We start from the raw sequence: 15,344 nt of genomic DNA, 5'->3' as shown, positions 1-15,344 counted from the left end.
AGCCGGTGGCGTCTAGGTTTTGCTCAGCACCATGAACAGAACCAGCGCCGCCACCGGCACGCCGAACACCACCGTGCCGACCACCAGTTCCGAACTCACCGGCTGCCCGGCCGTGACCACGCCCACCGCGCCGTTGATCACCGTCAAGGCTAGCCACAGGACGACGAAACTGTAGGTCAGCGTCTGACGGCTGAAGCCGACCCGCTCGCCGATGTAGAGCATCAGCGCCAGCAGGACCAGGCCGAAGAAGATGATGATGGTGGTGTGCATGGTGTGGTCCGTCCTTTAGATGTTTGGTGCCTGATAGGCCGCTTTCGCGGGCAAGCCTCGCTCCTACGGAACGCGCGAACCCTTGTAGGAGCGAGGCTTGCCCGCGAAGGCGTCCTTACTGACTCACGCGAAGCAAATCATCTATTCCAATCCGCTTGGCAAAGTCGATCCGCACCCGCTCCGAAACTTCCAATACCTCAGCCGCGCCATCCCCGACAAAATCGATCACCGACCGCGCCGGCCGTGAGCCTTGCGGCAGTCCGACAATGCGCACGATGTCATCGGCCACCGCTTGCGGGTCGGCATCGTCCGGGGTCAATGCGCTCAATCGTTCGCCGACTTTATCCATCACCCCGTCATATCGAGCATAGGCGGCGTTGCGCGCGACGTCGGCCGGTTTGCCGGCGCTGGGGAAATGATCGGTGCCACGGGTGAACGCGCCGGGCACCACGATCGAGGTTTCGATGCCGAAGCGGGTCAGCTCATAGGACATGCTCACCGCCAGGGAATCCATCGCCGCTTTCGCGGCGGCATAAGGCCCCAGGAACGGTGGGAAGCCGCCCTTGGTCGTGGAGCTGCTGATCCACAACACCAAGCCCGAAGCCTGAGCGCGCATCTGTGGCAACACCGCGCGGCTGACCCGGTGGGCGCCGTAGAAGTTGGTGTCGAAGACCTTCATGATTTCTTCGGCGGTGTAGGCTTCGCTCGGGCCGATCACCAGGTGCCCGGCGTTCTGGATCACCACATCGAGGCGACCTTGCTCCTTGATGATGGAGGCGACCGCAGCGTCCGCCGAATCCTGGGACAACACGTCCAGTTCCAGTGGATGCAATTCAACATTTTGCTCCTTCGCCCACCGGCGAATAGCGTCGGCCCGAGTGGCGTTGCGCCCGTTCACGTCACGCATGCTGGCGTAAACGATGTGCCCGGCCCGGGCGAGGGATTGGGCGGCGACTTTGCCGATGCCGGTGCCGGCGCCCGTGATTAGGATGACGTTTTTCATAAGGTTCTCCTTGAGTCGGCTGGCTTAAACCAGACCACCGTTAACCCGCAGGATTTGCCCGTTGACCCAGCCCGAATCAGGGCCGACCAGGAAAGACACCACGCGGGAGATATCTTCTGGCTGCGCCAGGCGTTCCAGCGGCGCCATCTTGGCGAAGGTCTGAATCTGTTCTTCGCTCTTGCCGTGCAGGAACAGGTCAGTGGCGACCGGGCCTGGTGCGACCGCGTTGACCGTGATGTTGCGACCGCGCATTTCCTTGGCGAACACCTGGGTCAGGGATTCCACGGCCGCTTTGCTGGCGATGTACACCGCGTAGCCCGGCAGATTCAGGCCGACGGTGCTGCTGGAAAAGTTGATGATCCGCCCGCCGCTGTTCAGGCGCGTGGCGGCTTCACGCAGGGCATTGAACGTGCCGCGGGTGTGGATATTGAAGTTCTGGTCGAACAGTTCGTCGCTGTGCTGGGCCAGTGGCAGCACCTTGAGGATGCCGGCGTTGTTGATCAGCACATCGACCTTGCCCAGTTGCGTTTCGGTCTCGTCGAACAAACGGCGAACGTCGTCGGCACTGGAAACGTCGGCCTTGATTGCTATGGCCTGGTGGCCGGCCTGACGCAATTCAACCACCAGTTTCGAGGCTTCGGTGGCGCTGCTGGCGTAGTTGATGGCGACGGCAAAACCTTCGTTGGCCAGTTGCTTGGCGATCACCGCGCCGATGCCGCGGGAGGCGCCGGTGACGATGGCTACTTTCGAAGTTTGAGTGGTCATGGCGGTGGTTCCTGTGAAGTGGTTGGCTTGGGGTGGAGCCAATTTCACATGTTTACTCAGGGCGATAAATGCACGAGAGTTGCCTTGACTGTTCAATAATCGCCAACAATCGAAGGCCAGGAGTCGAACGTGGATCAAGTCAAAGCGATGAAGGTTTTCGTGCGGATCTACGAGCGCAGCAGCTTCACCCTGGCCGCCGATGACCTGAACCTGCCACGGGCCACATTGACCCATACGCTGAACCAGTTCGAAGCCTGGCTCGGCACGCGATTGTTGGAGCGCAGCACACGCAAAGTGCGCCCGACCCTGGATGGCGAGGCGTATTACCAACGTTGTGTGCAGTTGCTGGCGGAGCTGGAAGAAGCCGAACTGGCGTTTCGCGGCGTGGCGCCGAAAGGGCGGCTGCGCGTGGATTTGCATGGCACCTTGGCCAAGCACTTTGTGATCCCGGCGCTGCCGCAATTCATGGCCCGTTATCCGGACATCGAGCTGTCGATCAGCGAGGCCGACCGTTTTGTCGACCTGATCGCTGAAGGCGTCGATTGTGTGCTGCGCGCCGGCACGCTGAGTGACTCGGCATTGATCGGTAGGCGCGTGGCCAACTTGCGCCAGATCACCTGCGCCAGCCCCGCGTACCTGCGCAAATACGGCGAACCGAAAAGCCTCGAAGACCTGAGCAATCACCGCGCGGTGAACTACGTGTCGCGCACCACCGCCAAGCAGTTTCCGCTTGAATTCATGGTCGATGGCGAACTGCAGGAAGTGTCCATCGATGGCGCATTGTCGGTGTTCGGCGCCGAGATCTACGCCGCCTCGGCGATTGCCGGACTCGGCATCATCCAGTGCCCGCACTACCGGATGGAAACGCAGATAGCCCAAGGTCTGGTGCAGGAAATCCTCACCGACACACCGCCACCAGCGATGCCGGTTTCAGTGCTGTATCCGCACAATCGACACATGTCGCCACGGGTCCGGGTGTTTGTAGATTGGTTGGGGGAAGTGTTTGCTGGGGGCGCGGTAGCCACGACTATCAAGCCTGGCAAATAAACCTGTGGGAGCGGGCTTGCTCGCGAAGGCGTCCTGGCATTCAACATTGATGTCGTCTGATACGCCGCCTTCGCGAGCAAGCCCGCTCCCACAGGTATTGTGGAGTTCCGTCAGGCGCTTTCGCGCTCGATCACATGGCACTCCAGCAGGTTCAACCGCTGCACTTCATCCCCCACCGGCAGCACCCCCAGGCTCTCCAGCACTCGTGTCGCGGCCAGTACGCCGATCTCCAGTGCCGGTGGCTTGATGGTACTCAAACTCGGCAGTAGCATTTCGGCGAACGGGTAATCGCCGAACCCGAGGACTGCACAGTCTTCAGGGATTTTCAGCCCCGCCCGTTGCCCGGCCAGCAAGCCGCCAGCGGCGAGGTTGTCGTTGGCGAAGATGATTGCGTCGGGGCGGGGTGAGGCGTTCATCAAAGCTTCCATCGCCTGCTTGCCGGCCTCGAACGGCGCGCGATCCGCATCCGGGGCGAACACCCACGGTTCCAGCCCCAGCTCGATAACGGTCGCCGCGTAGCCATCCCGTCGCTCCAGTGCACTGAGGTCCCCCGGTGCGCTGTTCTGCACAAAGGCAATCCGCCGATAGCCCTTGCCATGCAGATAACGCGCGGCTGTTACGCCGACTTCAAAATGTGAAAAACCAATCTGTAGCGGCTCGCGTTCGGGCTGATAGTCCCAGGTTTCGATCACCGGAATATCCGCCTCGGCAATCATCTTTTCGGTGCCGACGCTATGAAAGTGACTGGTCAGCACCAACGCCGCCGGCGACCAGCCGAGAAACGCTCGCACGGCGCTTTCTTCCTGTTCGGCGCTGAAGTAACTCGACGCTAACAACAGTTGGTAACCGTGGCGGCTGAGGGTGTCGCTGAAGCCCTGGATCGTGTTGGCGAAGATCGGCCCGGAGATGTTCGGGATCACCATGCCGACAATCTTGCCGCGCGCCGACGCCAACCCGCCGGCCACCAGGTTCGGCACGTAACCCAACTCGGCGACCACCGCCGCGATGCGCTCGCGTCGTTCCGGCGACACCTGTTCCGGCTGATTGAAATAACGCGACACGGTGATCGCCGAAACCCCGGCCTGCCGCGCCACGGTATTGAGCGTGACGCGGCCGGCGCCACGGCGTTTGCGGGGCTTGTCTTCACTCAACGGGTGATCCCTCTCAAAACCAAAACGCATATAAAAGTAATTTTTCAGTATTGGACGGTCTATGTCCGGCTTGCCGATACTGGCGATGTTAGCGCTAACAAAGCGTTCTGTCTGCTACTCGCTCGAGCGAATGCCCAAGACACATTCACACGCGCTGTCTTCGCAGAAGGGCAGCGGTTCAGGGCAATTTTTCGAGCGGGCAGACCATGCACAGCATTCCTGGGGAATCACATAAACTGGCGCGATCGATTCGCGCCGCCACACCACGCCGACCGTATCTGGGCTGGCTGCTCGCCGGGTTGACCGCGATGCCTGTGTCTGGTGCTTTCGCCGCAGACAGCGCAGACCAGGAGCCAACCCTCAAGTCTGTGACAGTCACCGCCACCCGCCGCGAAGAGTCGCTGCAAAAAGTCCCGGTGGCGGTGTCGGTGCTGGATGGCGAGCAACTTGAGCGCGACAACCGCAATGGCGTGGCCAGCATCGTCCAGCAAGTGCCGTCGTTGAATTTCCGCACCGGCGCGTCGAACAAGGACACCTCGCTGTTTGTCCGTGGTGTCGGCACGATTTCCACCTCGCCGGGCGTCGAGCCGACCGTGGCCACGGTGATCGACGGCGTGGTCTACGCCCGCCCGGGGCAGGCGACCCTCGACCTGCTGGACCTGGAGCGCATCGAAGTCCTGCGCGGCCCTCAAGGCACACTGTTCGGCAAGAACGCCTCGGCCGGGGTGCTCAATATCACCAGCAAAGCGCCGACCGCCGAGACCCACGGTTTCATCGATCAGTCGTACTACAGCGGCAACGAAAGCCGCACCCGTTTCGGTATTGGCGGCAGCCTGATTCCGGATACGCTGAAAGGCTCGATCACCACGCTGTTCGGCAGTTACGACGGCAATGTCGACAACGAGCACAACGGTCAGGAGGTCAACGGCTACAACCACAAAGGCGTGCGCGGCAAACTGGAATTCACCCCGAATGACGACCTCAAATTCACCCTGATTGCCGACTACATGCAGTCCCACGACGACGCGCCCAACGGCGTGGTCAGCAAGTCCCTGACCCCGGCGTTCGCCAATGCCTTGAACCCGGTGCGGGCGTCCAGCGACAACCGTGACATCAACACCGACACCCGCACCCACGTCGATGACATCAACAAGGGCCTGTCCGGCCAGCTCGACTGGAACCTCGGCGATTACACCCTGACCTCGATCACCGCGTGGCGTGGCTGGGACAACACGCAATATCAGGACGGCGATCGCCTCGGTACGGTGACTGCTGCGTTCCCGGGCACGGCTGACAAGGGCGATCTGGCGTTCGATCAGTACTCCCAAGAACTGCGTCTGGCTTCACCGAAAGGCGAGTTCCTGGAGTACGTCGGCGGCTTGTTCTACATGCACGGCAAGGACGAGGAAACCTATCAGCGCACGCTGACTACGCCGACCAGTGTCAACCGTGGTGTCGCCGACTACAGCACCACCAGTGACAGCTACGCGGTGTTCGGCGAAAGCACCCTCAACTTCACTTCGAACTTCCGCAGCATCGCCGGCCTGCGCTGGACCCACGACGATTTGGAATACGATCACCGCCGAGTCTCCACGTCGGCCACCACCGTCAGTGGCATTCAGCCGGGCACCAGCAGTTCGGGTTCGGTGGACGAAGACGGCTGGTCCGGGCGGCTCGGCGTGCAGTACGACTTGAGCGATACGGTCACCACGTACCTGACCTATTCGCGCGGCTACAAAGGTCCGGCCTACAACGTGTTCTTCAACATGCAGCCACGGGACACCGAGGCGCTGAAACCGGAGACGTCCAACACTTGGGAGGCCGGGATCAAAGCCACTTCCTGGAACAATCGCCTGACCACCAACCTGGCGGTGTTCCACAGCGATTACGACAACTATCAGGCTAACTTCTTCGACACCGTCGCCGGGCAAGTGGTGACGCGTTTGATCAGCGCCGGCAGCGTCAGCACTGAAGGCGTCGAGCTCGATTACGCCTTGCAGGCCACCCAGCAACTGAAGTTCTCCGGCGCCCTGGCCTACACCCGCGCGCGCATCGACGAATTCGCCTGCCCGGCCGGTGCGGCGGCGTCGTGCAACGTCAATGGCAAGCCGCTGCCGTTCAGTCCTGACTGGAAAAGCTACGTGCGCGCCGACTACAGCATCCCGCTGGATAACGGCCTGGATATCGAACTCGGCACCGACTATAGCTGGCAGAGCGAAGTGCAGTACGACATCAGCCAGAACGTCGACACCAAGCAAGGCGCCTACGGCTTGTGGAACGCGAGCGTGGCCCTGGCGGATTACAGCAACGGCTGGCGCGTGGCGTTGCTGGGCAAAAACCTCGCTGACAAGTCCTACTCCCCACTACTGGCCAGCGGCGGCAACTACATCTACCGCGCCGTGCCACGGGACGACGAGCGCTACTTCGGCGTGCAACTGCGCAAGGACTTCTGACCATGGCTCGACAGCTCAAGCTTGGCGCGTTCCTGATGGCCACCGGGCACCACGTCGCTGCCTGGCGTCACCCCGACGTACCGGCCGACGCCGGACTCGACTTCGCCCACTACAAGCACTTGGCGCAGATTGCCGAGGCGGCGAAGTTCGATGCGTTGTTCATCGCCGACAGCCTGGCGGCGCCGACCGGAGCGATTGCCAGCCGCATGGCTCGCTCAGACCACTTTGAACCCCTGACTTTGCTCGCTGCATTGAGCGCTGTGACAGCGCGTATCGGGCTGATTGCCACGGCCACAACCAGCTATAACGAGCCGTACCATGTAGCACGAAAGTTCGCCTCCCTGGACCACCTTTCCGGGGGGCGCTCGGGGTGGAATCTGGTGACTTCCGACAATGCCGCCGAAGCGCAGAATTTTGGTCGTGACGAGCATATAGGTCACGCAGACCGCTACAGCCGGGCTCGGGAGTTTTATCAAGTGGTCACCGGGTTGTGGGACAGTTGGGAAGATGACGCCTTTGTACGGGACAAAGCCAGCGGTACGTACTACCGCCCGGAAAAAGTACACGTGCTGGATCATGTCGGGGAACACTTCCGTGTTAAAGGTCCGCTGAATGTGGCGCGCTCACCCCAGGGTCAACCGGTGATTGTGCAGGCGGGTTCTTCCGAACTCGGTCGTGAATTGGCAGCGCAAACCGCTGAGGTGGTGTTCACTGCGCAGACGTCCCTGGCCAATGCCCAGGCGTTTTATGCCGACCTCAAGGGACGCTTGAGTCGCTACGGTCGCAGTGCCGACTCGCTGAAAATCATGCCGGGTGTTTTTGTGGTCGTCGGGCAGACCGAAAGCGAAGCCCGGGAGAAATATGAAACGTTTCAGCAATTAGTCGAACCTGAGGTTGGCGTCGCATTACTTGGGCGTATGCTGGGCAACTTCGACTTGTCGAAGTACCCGTTGGACGGACCGCTGCCGGAATTACCGTTGACCGAAAGCGGCCAGCAAAGCCGTCAGAAACTGCTGACCGAATTGGCAGGCCGGGAAAACCTCAGCCTCGCCGAACTGGGCCGCAAGATTGCCGGCAGTCGCGGGCATTACAGCCTGGTGGGCACGCCGGTACAGATTGCCGACCGCTTGCAGGAATGGTTCGAACAAGGCGCGGCGGATGGCTTCAACGTGTTGGTGCCGCATCTGCCGGGCGGGTTGCAAGACTTTGCCAACGGCGTGGTTCCGGAACTGCAACGGCGTGGGTTGTTCAGAACAGAGTACGAAGGCCGGACCTTGCGCCAGAACCTTGGGCTCGCCAGGCCCGGCAACAGATTTACGTAACACCCTGTAGGAGCGAGGCTTGCCCGCGAAGGCGATCTTGAGTACGCCTTCGCCAGCAAGCTTGGCTCCCACAGACTCCAGACAAAACAGACAAGAGAGGATTCGATGACTTACACCGCTGCCGAAAACCGCTATGACTCTATCCCTTACCGCCGCGTAGGCCGCAGCGGGCTGGTGCTGCCGGCACTGTCCCTGGGCCTGTGGCACAACTTCGGCGACAGCACGCCGATCGACACCCAGCGCTCACTGTTGCGTACCGCGTTCGACCTGGGCATCAACCACTTCGACCTGGCCAACAACTACGGCCCGCCGTACGGCAGCGCCGAAATCAACTTCGGTCGCCTGCTGCGCGAAGATTTCAAGCAGTACCGCGACGAACTGATCATCTCCAGCAAGGCCGGTTGGGACATGTGGCCAGGCCCGTACGGCCAGGGCGGCGGTTCGCGCAAATACGTGCTGGCCAGTCTCGATCAGAGCCTGCAACGCCTGGGCCTCGACTACGTGGATATCTTCTATTCCCACCGCTTCGATCCGGACACCCCGCTGGAAGAAACCGCCAGCGCATTGGCCACTGCTGTGCAGCAAGGCAAAGCGTTGTACATCGGCATCTCGTCGTATTCCGGGGTAAAAACCCGCGAAATCGCTGCGCTGTTGCAAGAGTGGAAAGTGCCGCTGCTGATTCACCAGCCGGCCTACAACCTGCTCAATCGCTGGGTGGAAAAGGATCTGCTGGACGTCACCGATGAACTCGGTGCCGGCGTGATTGCCTTTACTCCGTTGGCCCAGGGATTGTTGACCGACAAATACCTCAACGGCATTCCGAAGGATGCGCGGGTCAACCGTCCGGGCGGTGGTTCGTTGCAGGAATCGCACCTGTCCGAAGCCAACATCGCCCATGTTCGCGGGCTCAACGAAATCGCCAAGCGTCGCGGCCAGAGCCTGGCGCAATTGGCGTTGGCCTGGACCCTGCGCGACCCGCGCGTGACCTCGGCCCTGATCGGCGCGAGCCGGCCAGAGCAGATCATCGAGAACGTCGGGGCGTTGAAGAACCTGAGCTTTAGCGCGGAAGAGTTGGCGGAGATCGATCGGTTTGCCCAGGAGGGCGGGATCAATTTGTGGGAGAAGCCTTCGACGGCTGAATAAGTGTTCGGTGCCGGATCTTTCGGCGCCTGTCTTATCGCCTTCGCGAGCAAGCCCGCTCCCACATTGGAACGCATTCCAACTGTGGGAGCGGGCTTGCTCGCGAAGGGGCCAGATCGGGCAATGAAGAAATCAATGCTCACCGAAAAAACGGCACATCCCCCAACACCGTAGCCCGCTGCATCACCCGCCGCGCCGGGCGGTAGTCATCTACCGCGTAATGCTGGGTCACGCGGTTATCCCAGAACGCCACGTCATCCTTCTGCCAGCGCCAGCGAATGGTGAATTCCGGCCGGGTCGCGTGGGCGAACAGCAGCTTCAGAATCGCCTCGCTTTCGGTCTCCGACAATTCATTGATCTTCGACGTGAACCCTTCATTGACGAACAACGAACGGCGCCCGCTCACCGGGTGCGTGCGGATCACCGGGTGCGACAGTGGCGGATTCTTGCGACGTGCCTCTTCCCACTGCGCCAATGCCTCAGGCGTGTTGCCATAGCGTTCAAGCGGAAATGAGCGAGTGAAATCGTGAGTCGCGGTCAGCCCTTCGAGCAACGTTTTCATCGGCGCCGACAACGCCTCATACGCCGCAATCCCACTGGCCCACAACGTGTCGCCTCCAAACTCCGGCAGCAACTTGGCGCTGAGTACCGCGCCCATGGCCGGGGTCGGCAGGAAGGTCACGTCGGTGTGCCAGATCGCGTTGTCGCGCACGTCGGTGACGGCGGTGTCGAGGATCAACACTTCCGGTTGTTCCGGTACGTTCGGGTAGATCGGGTGAATGTGCAGGTCACCGAAATTGGCGGCGAAACGCGCTTGCTGCTGCGGCGTGATCGGTTGGTCGCGAAAGAACAGCACTTGGTGCTTGAGCAGCGCCTGTTCGATGGCGTCGCGCTGTTCCTGGTCCAGCGGCTGGCTGATGTCGATGCCACTGATTTGCGCGCCGAGGGCCGAGCTCAGAGGGACGATGGTCAAGTTGCTCATGGCGGTTCTCTTCAATTCTGGGTGTCGTACATGAATGTTGTGAACGACACCGCACCCGTAGGAGCTGTCGAGTGAAACGAGGCTGCGATCTTTTGATGTTGTTTTTAGAGAGCAAGATCAAAAGATCGCAGCCTCGTTTCACTCGGCAGCTCCTACAGGGTTGATCCAAAAAAGTGGGGATCAAGACAGTTGATCCCCACATTCAAACGTTTTAGTGCGCCTGGCCGTGCCACGGCACCAGTTTGCGTTGCAGTGCGCGCAGGCCCATTTCCATGGCGAAGGCGATCAGCGCGATCACCAGAATCCCCAGCACCACCACATCGGTGACCAGGAACTGCGCAGCCGACTGCACCATGAAGCCGAGGCCGCTGGTGGCGGCGATCAGCTCGGCAGCAACCAGCGTCGACCAACCCACACCCAAACCAATGCGCACGCCGGTCAAGATGTCCGGCAGCGCACTCGGCAGAATCACATGCCGAATCAACTGCGCCCGGGTTGCGCCCAAGGACTGCGCGGCGCGCAACTTGGCCGGATCAACCGTGCGCACGCCAGTCGCGGTGGCGATGGCAATCGGGGCGAAGATCGCCAGGTAGATCAGCAAAACTTTCGACAACTCGCCGATACCGCACCAGATCACAATCAGCGGCAGATAGGCCAGCGGTGGAATTGGACGGTAGAACTCGATCAGTGGATCGAGAATCCCGCGCGCGATGCGGTTGTGGCCGATGGCAATCCCGACCGGCACGGCGGTCAGCACCGCGAAGCCGAGGCCCAGGCCAATGCGGCTCAGGCTCGCGCCCAAGTGCTGCCACAAGGTTGAATCCATATAGCCCGTAGTCGCCAGCAGCCAGCCTTTTTGCAGCACGGCAGACGGCGGTGGCAGGAACAGTGGTTCGATCATTCCAGTGGCCGTCACGGCCCACCAGATGAACACCAAAGCGAACAGCGTCAGCACGCTGATCCAACGAGTATTGAGACTGCGGCGCACCGGAATCACCGTTGAACCCGGTTTCACCGATACGGCCGGAATTTCATAGCTGCTCATGCGCGCTCCTGCCGCGTGGCGGCGCTGCGTTGGGAGAACACTTTGGCGAGCACGTGTTCACGAGTCTCGATAAAGCGCGGGTCGGATTTGATCGCCCGTGCCGACTCGCCAGCGGCGTAACGCTGACCGAAATCCAGGCTTAAACGCTCGACGATTTGCCCGGGATTCGGCGCCAGCAGAATCAGATCCGTGGCGAGGAACACCGCTTCTTCGATGTCGTGGGTAATCAGGAATACCGGTTTGGCGGTGCGCTGCCAGACTTGCAGCAACAGCTCCTGCATCTGTTCGCGAGTGAAGGCATCAAGGGCGCCGAAGGGTTCGTCCATCAGCAACACACGCGGGTCGGCGGCGAGGGCGCGGGCCAAGCCAACGCGTTGCTTCTGGCCGCCCGAGAGCTGCCAGATCCGGCGGTTTTCAAAACCGGAAAGGTCCACCAGCGCGAGCATTTCCCGGGCGCGGATTTCCCGTTTGTCTTTGGCAATGCCGGCCAGTTCCAGACCGAAGCCCACGTTGGCCAACACGTCTTGCCAAGGCAGCAGGGCGTCGTCCTGAAACACCACGCCGCGCTCGGCGCTCGGGCCTTTGACCGGCACGCCGTCAAGGGTGATGCGCCCGGCGCTGGGCTCGACGAAACCGGCAATCAGGTTCAACAGCGAAGTCTTGCCACTGCCGGACGGGCCGAGGGCCACCAGCAATTGCTGGGGCCCAAGGCTCAAGGAAATATCCGTCAGTACCGGTTCCGGACTGCCGGGGTACTGTGCGCTGATGCGCTCCAGCTGTAGCAAAGCCATCGCGGTTAACTCCGATCAGTTGGTGATGTATTTAGCGCTGACATACGGGGCGTAGTCCGGCAGCACGGCCTCGACCTTGCCTTGTTCTTTCAGGAACGCGGCGGTGTCGGTGATGGCCTTGGTGGTTGGTGCGCCGAGGGTGATCACTTGATCAGCCGCCAGCGGGTAGACGTTGCCTTGCAGCAGCAATGGAATGTCAGTGGCCTTGGCGCCGGAGAGCTTCACCAGTTTGTCGACGTTGCTCTGGTTGGCGAGCCAGGCTTTCGGGTCTTTGCGGTAGTCGGCGTAGGCGTCGAGGGTCACTTTGGCGAACGCGGTGACGATTTCCGGGTGCTTCTCGGCGAAGTCTTTACGCACGATCCAGGCATCGAAAGTCGGCGCGCCAAACTTGGCCAGTTCGCCGGAGGTGATCAGCACTTTGCCGTTTTCCTTGGCCACGCCGAGGGCTGGGTCCCAGACGTAAGTGGCGTCGATGTCACCGCGTTTCCACGCAGCAACGATGGCCGGTGGCGCGAGGTTGAGGATGGTGACTTTCGACGGGTCGATGTTCCAGTGCTTGAGCGCGGCCAATAGGCTGTAGTGGCCGGTGGAAACGAACGGTACGGCGATTTTCTTGCCGATCAGGTCTTGCGGGGTTTTGATCCCGGAACCGTCGCGGGCAACCAGTGCTTCGGCGGCGCCGATCTGGGTGGCGATGAGGAAGGTTTCAACCGGGACTTTGCGGGTGATCGCCGCCGTCAGCGGGCTGGAACCGAGGTAGCCGATCTGCACGTCGCCGGAAGCGATGGCGGCGATGATGTCGGCCCCGTTATCGAATTTGCGCCAGTCGATTTTGGCGTTGGTGGCTTTTTCGTACGCGCCGTCGGCCTGGGCGACTTTGGCCGGGTCCACGGTGGTCTGGTAGGCGACGGTGACGTCAGCCGCCTGGGCAAAGAAACTCGCCGCAGCCAGGGACGCGGCCGCCAGGAGGCGAAGAGGGAAATTCAGTTTCATTGGGAAGCTCCTTGTCAGGCGACCGAGGATCGGCGTGAAAAGGAGACTAAATGATATAAGAATCAGAAAATAAATAACTTTTTCGAATGAGCTTATGAGCGGAAAATTCTAAGGGATGGGTGGGAGGGTAGTGGAGAATTTGCCATTGTGTGCAGTCAGGTGGATCGACCCCTCACCCCAGCCCTCTCCCCACAGGGGAGAGGGAAAGGGAGCCGATCTTCGTGATGTTCAGAACTTGAGTTCGACTCGGTTTTTCAGGTCGATGTAGCTCTAAGAACAACCCGGTCAGCCCCCTCTACCCACAGGGGAGAGGGGGAAAGGGAGCCGATCTTCGTGATGTTCAAAACTTGAGTTCGACTCGGTTTTTCAGGTCGATGTAGCTCTAAGAACAACTCGGTCAGCCCCCTCTACCCTCTGGGGAGAGGGTTGGGGTGTAGTGGTCAGGGTGAGGGGTGAGTCTCGAGGTTAGTTACTGATCGCCAGAATACTCGCCTGATACGACCCGACAAACACATCGAAATCGCCAACTTCGTTCTGCTCCAGCTCCGCCTGCTCAGCCAGCGACGAACGCGCCCGCTCTTCAAACTTCGCCTGGTCTTCAACGCTCAGCGGCTCACTGCGGAAGTACTCCGCATGCACCCGGCTCTGACGCAGGGAGAATTGAGCGAAGCTTTCCTTGTGCTCGGCCATGGCCGCCAGCACTTGGGCCGATGGGGTTCGCGACGAATCCTTGACCTTCTCCAGTTGCACGTCCAGCGCCTTGCTGTACGCATCGCCGCCATGGCTCTGATCGAGCAACGCCGCCAGTGGCGCAATGTTCTCCAGCAGTTCGGTGGCCCATTCCTTCATGTCCACCGGCTGACCGTCACGCTGCAATTGCAGGCCAGGGCGACGACCTTCCTTGACCACGCTGAGGAAGTTCGAGGTCGCATTGCCGCAGGTGTTGTTGGAGAGCAACGGGCTGTCGTTCAGCGCGCAGTACAGCAGGAATGCGTCGAGGAAGCGCGATTCCGTCAGGTCGATGCCCATCGGCAGGAACGGGTTGATGTCCAGGCAACGCACTTCGACGTACTGAATGCCGCGAGCCACCAGCGCCTGGATCGGCCGTTCGCCGGTGTAGGTCACGCGTTTCGGGCGGATGTTGGAGTAGTACTCGTTTTCGATCTGCAGGATGTTGGTGTTGAGCTGAACCCACTCACCGTCCTTGTGCGTGCCGACTTCGACGTACGGCGCGTAAGGCGTGGCCACCGCTTTGCGCAGGCTGTCGGTGTAGCTCGCCAAATCGTTGTAGCACGGCGTCAGGCCGGCCTGGGCGTTGCTCTGGTAACCGAGGTCGCTCATGCGCAGGCTGGTGGCATACGGCAGGTACAAGGTGTCCGGGTCCAGTTGTTCCAACTGGTGCGAACGACCGCGCAGGAAACCGGCGTCCAGGGCAGGGGAGGCACCGAACAGGTACATCAGCAGCCAGCTGTAGCGACGGAAGTTGCGGATCAGCGCGATGTAGGCCGATGACTGATAGTCACGGTCGGTGCCGACAAAGCCTTCGGCCTCTTTGAGCAGCGGCCAGAGCTTTTCCGGCAGGGAAAAGTTGTAGTGAATCCCGGCGATGCACTGCATGGTCTTGCCGTAACGCAGGGCCAGGCCCTTGCGGTAGACGTACTTGAGCTGACCAATGTTGGAGGTGCCGTAATAGGCAATCGGGATGTCTTCCTCGGCCGGCAGCGGGCACGGCATCGATGGACTCCACAGAAACTCGTTGCCGAGCTTGCTGTAGGCAAAACGGTGAATGCTGTCCAGGCTCGCCAGCGTGTCTGCCGGGTCGGGCAGGGCGGGCGTGATGAACTCCAGCAGCGATTCGGAATAATCGGTGGTGATCTGTTCGTTGGTCAGCGCGGAACCCAATTCTTCCGGGTGCGGCGTTTGCGCCAGGCGACCTTCGTCGGTCACGCGCAGGCATTCACGTTCGATGCCGTGAAGGCACTGTTCGAGCAGAGAGAGGTTAGCGCGCTCGCCAAGCAGAGCCAGGCGGCGGTTGAGAAGTTCGCTCAAGTTGGATTCCTTCACGCGTCAGTCGCCCCAATATGGGGGTGGGCAAGACGGTCTACAAGGGTGAAGTTAAAACTGGCGTTTTCGCCTGGTTCTTGAGTCGCACAGACCTGATGCCTGCCAGTTAAGGATTGATCACCGCAGCCCCCTGTGGGAGCGGGCTTGCTCGCGAAGAGGGCGTGTCAGTCAACATTAACGTCGCCTGACACACCGCTTTCGCGAGCAAGCCCGCTCCCACAGGTTGCGCGTCTTAACTGGCGGGCATCAGCCGCACAGCTCACAGTTAATTGCCAACTTCACTCCATGAATCTGGCTGTCGCGAACGCGGAAAAGTTC

General features: G+C 60.9%; 13 protein-coding genes. 4 read left to right on the top strand and 9 right to left on the bottom strand.

What is annotated here, in order from left to right; genetic code table 11:
• Nucleotides 1–12: 12 nt before the first annotated feature.
• The 3 genes from ACWIKB_RS26895 to ACWIKB_RS26885 all read right to left on the bottom strand — a co-directional run bounded on the left by ACWIKB_RS26895 (nt 13) and on the right by ACWIKB_RS26885 (nt 2,038).
• Nucleotides 13–270, bottom strand: a complete 258-nt coding sequence (locus ACWIKB_RS26895; protein ID WP_475270513.1) for a hypothetical protein — start codon at nt 268–270, stop codon at nt 13–15.
• 115 nt (nt 271–385) lie between these two features.
• On the bottom strand, nt 386–1,273 hold the full coding sequence (locus ACWIKB_RS26890; RefSeq protein WP_475270512.1) for an SDR family oxidoreductase: 888 nt from the start codon (nt 1,271–1,273) through the stop codon (nt 386–388).
• A 24-nt stretch (nt 1,274–1,297) separates the two neighbouring features.
• Nucleotides 1,298–2,038: an SDR family oxidoreductase gene (locus tag ACWIKB_RS26885; RefSeq protein WP_475270511.1), complete on the bottom strand. Its 741-nt coding sequence runs from the start codon at nt 2,036–2,038 to the stop codon at nt 1,298–1,300.
• Between the two features lie 129 nt (nt 2,039–2,167).
• Between ACWIKB_RS26885 and ACWIKB_RS26880 the strand changes: the two genes are divergently transcribed.
• Complete coding sequence (locus ACWIKB_RS26880) at nt 2,168–3,085, top strand: LysR family transcriptional regulator (RefSeq protein ID WP_475270510.1); 918 nt, start codon at nt 2,168–2,170, stop codon at nt 3,083–3,085.
• 110 nt (nt 3,086–3,195) lie between these two features.
• Here the strand turns inward: ACWIKB_RS26880 and ACWIKB_RS26875 are convergent, their stop codons facing one another.
• Entirely contained in the window at nt 3,196–4,236 is a 1,041-nt protein-coding gene (locus ACWIKB_RS26875; protein WP_475270509.1) for a LacI family DNA-binding transcriptional regulator, read from the bottom strand.
• Between the two features lie 206 nt (nt 4,237–4,442).
• On the opposite strand from ACWIKB_RS26875, the gene ACWIKB_RS26870 reads away from it, so the two are divergent.
• The 3 genes from ACWIKB_RS26870 (at nt 4,443) to mgrA (ending at nt 9,154) form a co-directional block, all read left to right on the top strand.
• Nucleotides 4,443–6,689 carry a TonB-dependent receptor gene (locus ACWIKB_RS26870; RefSeq protein ID WP_475270508.1) on the top strand — a complete coding sequence of 749 codons (2,247 nt, stop codon included), beginning with the start codon at nt 4,443–4,445 and terminating at the stop codon, nt 6,687–6,689.
• Nucleotides 6,690–6,691: 2 nt separating this feature from the next.
• Complete coding sequence (locus ACWIKB_RS26865) at nt 6,692–8,011, top strand: LLM class flavin-dependent oxidoreductase (protein WP_475270507.1); 1,320 nt, start codon at nt 6,692–6,694, stop codon at nt 8,009–8,011.
• 105 nt (nt 8,012–8,116) lie between these two features.
• Nucleotides 8,117–9,154 carry an L-glyceraldehyde 3-phosphate reductase gene (gene mgrA, locus ACWIKB_RS26860; RefSeq protein WP_054047800.1) on the top strand — a complete coding sequence of 346 codons (1,038 nt, stop codon included), beginning with the start codon at nt 8,117–8,119 and terminating at the stop codon, nt 9,152–9,154.
• Between the two features lie 136 nt (nt 9,155–9,290).
• Here mgrA and tauD read toward each other — a convergent pair whose 3' ends face one another.
• From tauD to gshA, 5 genes are all read right to left on the bottom strand, one after another.
• Nucleotides 9,291–10,133 carry a taurine dioxygenase gene (gene tauD, locus ACWIKB_RS26855; RefSeq protein WP_475270505.1) on the bottom strand — a complete coding sequence of 281 codons (843 nt, stop codon included), beginning with the start codon at nt 10,131–10,133 and terminating at the stop codon, nt 9,291–9,293.
• Nucleotides 10,134–10,344: 211 nt separating this feature from the next.
• Nucleotides 10,345–11,178, bottom strand: coding sequence for a taurine ABC transporter permease TauC (gene tauC, locus ACWIKB_RS26850; protein ID WP_475270504.1), 834 nt, complete (start codon nt 11,176–11,178; stop codon nt 10,345–10,347).
• On the bottom strand, nt 11,175–11,969 hold the full coding sequence (tauB, locus tag ACWIKB_RS26845; RefSeq protein WP_054047794.1) for a taurine ABC transporter ATP-binding subunit: 795 nt from the start codon (nt 11,967–11,969) through the stop codon (nt 11,175–11,177). The genes tauC and tauB overlap by 4 nt, the downstream gene beginning before the upstream one ends.
• Nucleotides 11,970–11,984: 15 nt before the next feature.
• On the bottom strand, nt 11,985–12,962 hold the full coding sequence (gene tauA / locus ACWIKB_RS26840; RefSeq protein ID WP_201199701.1) for a taurine ABC transporter substrate-binding protein: 978 nt from the start codon (nt 12,960–12,962) through the stop codon (nt 11,985–11,987).
• Nucleotides 12,963–13,427: 465 nt separating this feature from the next.
• Nucleotides 13,428–15,011: a glutamate--cysteine ligase gene (gshA, locus tag ACWIKB_RS26835; protein WP_475270503.1), complete on the bottom strand. Its 1,584-nt coding sequence runs from the start codon at nt 15,009–15,011 to the stop codon at nt 13,428–13,430.
• Nucleotides 15,012–15,344 lie beyond the last annotated feature (333 nt).

The sequence above is a fragment of the Pseudomonas sp. 5Vm1k genome (genome assembly GCF_056161485.1).
This window is presented reverse-complemented; position numbering and strand designations above follow the sequence as displayed.

Excerpts from the sequence above, each read along its gene's own strand:
- mgrA (WP_054047800.1), top strand. The coding sequence starts at position 8,117 with ATGACTTACACCGCTGCCGAAAACCGCTATGACTCTATCCCTTACCGC.
- tauD (WP_475270505.1), bottom strand. The coding sequence starts at position 10,133 with ATGAGCAACTTGACCATCGTCCCTCTGAGCTCGGCCCTCGGCGCGCAA.
- tauC (WP_475270504.1), bottom strand. The coding sequence starts at position 11,178 with ATGAGCAGCTATGAAATTCCGGCCGTATCGGTGAAACCGGGTTCAACG.
- ACWIKB_RS26890 (WP_475270512.1), bottom strand. The coding sequence starts at position 1,273 with ATGAAAAACGTCATCCTAATCACGGGCGCCGGCACCGGCATCGGCAAA.
- ACWIKB_RS26865 (WP_475270507.1), top strand. The coding sequence starts at position 6,692 with ATGGCTCGACAGCTCAAGCTTGGCGCGTTCCTGATGGCCACCGGGCAC.
- tauB (WP_054047794.1), bottom strand. The coding sequence starts at position 11,969 with ATGGCTTTGCTACAGCTGGAGCGCATCAGCGCACAGTACCCCGGCAGT.
- ACWIKB_RS26885 (WP_475270511.1), bottom strand. The coding sequence starts at position 2,038 with ATGACCACTCAAACTTCGAAAGTAGCCATCGTCACCGGCGCCTCCCGC.
- ACWIKB_RS26870 (WP_475270508.1), top strand. The coding sequence starts at position 4,443 with ATGCACAGCATTCCTGGGGAATCACATAAACTGGCGCGATCGATTCGC.
- tauA (WP_201199701.1), bottom strand. The coding sequence starts at position 12,962 with ATGAAACTGAATTTCCCTCTTCGCCTCCTGGCGGCCGCGTCCCTGGCT.
- ACWIKB_RS26895 (WP_475270513.1), bottom strand. The coding sequence starts at position 270 with ATGCACACCACCATCATCATCTTCTTCGGCCTGGTCCTGCTGGCGCTG.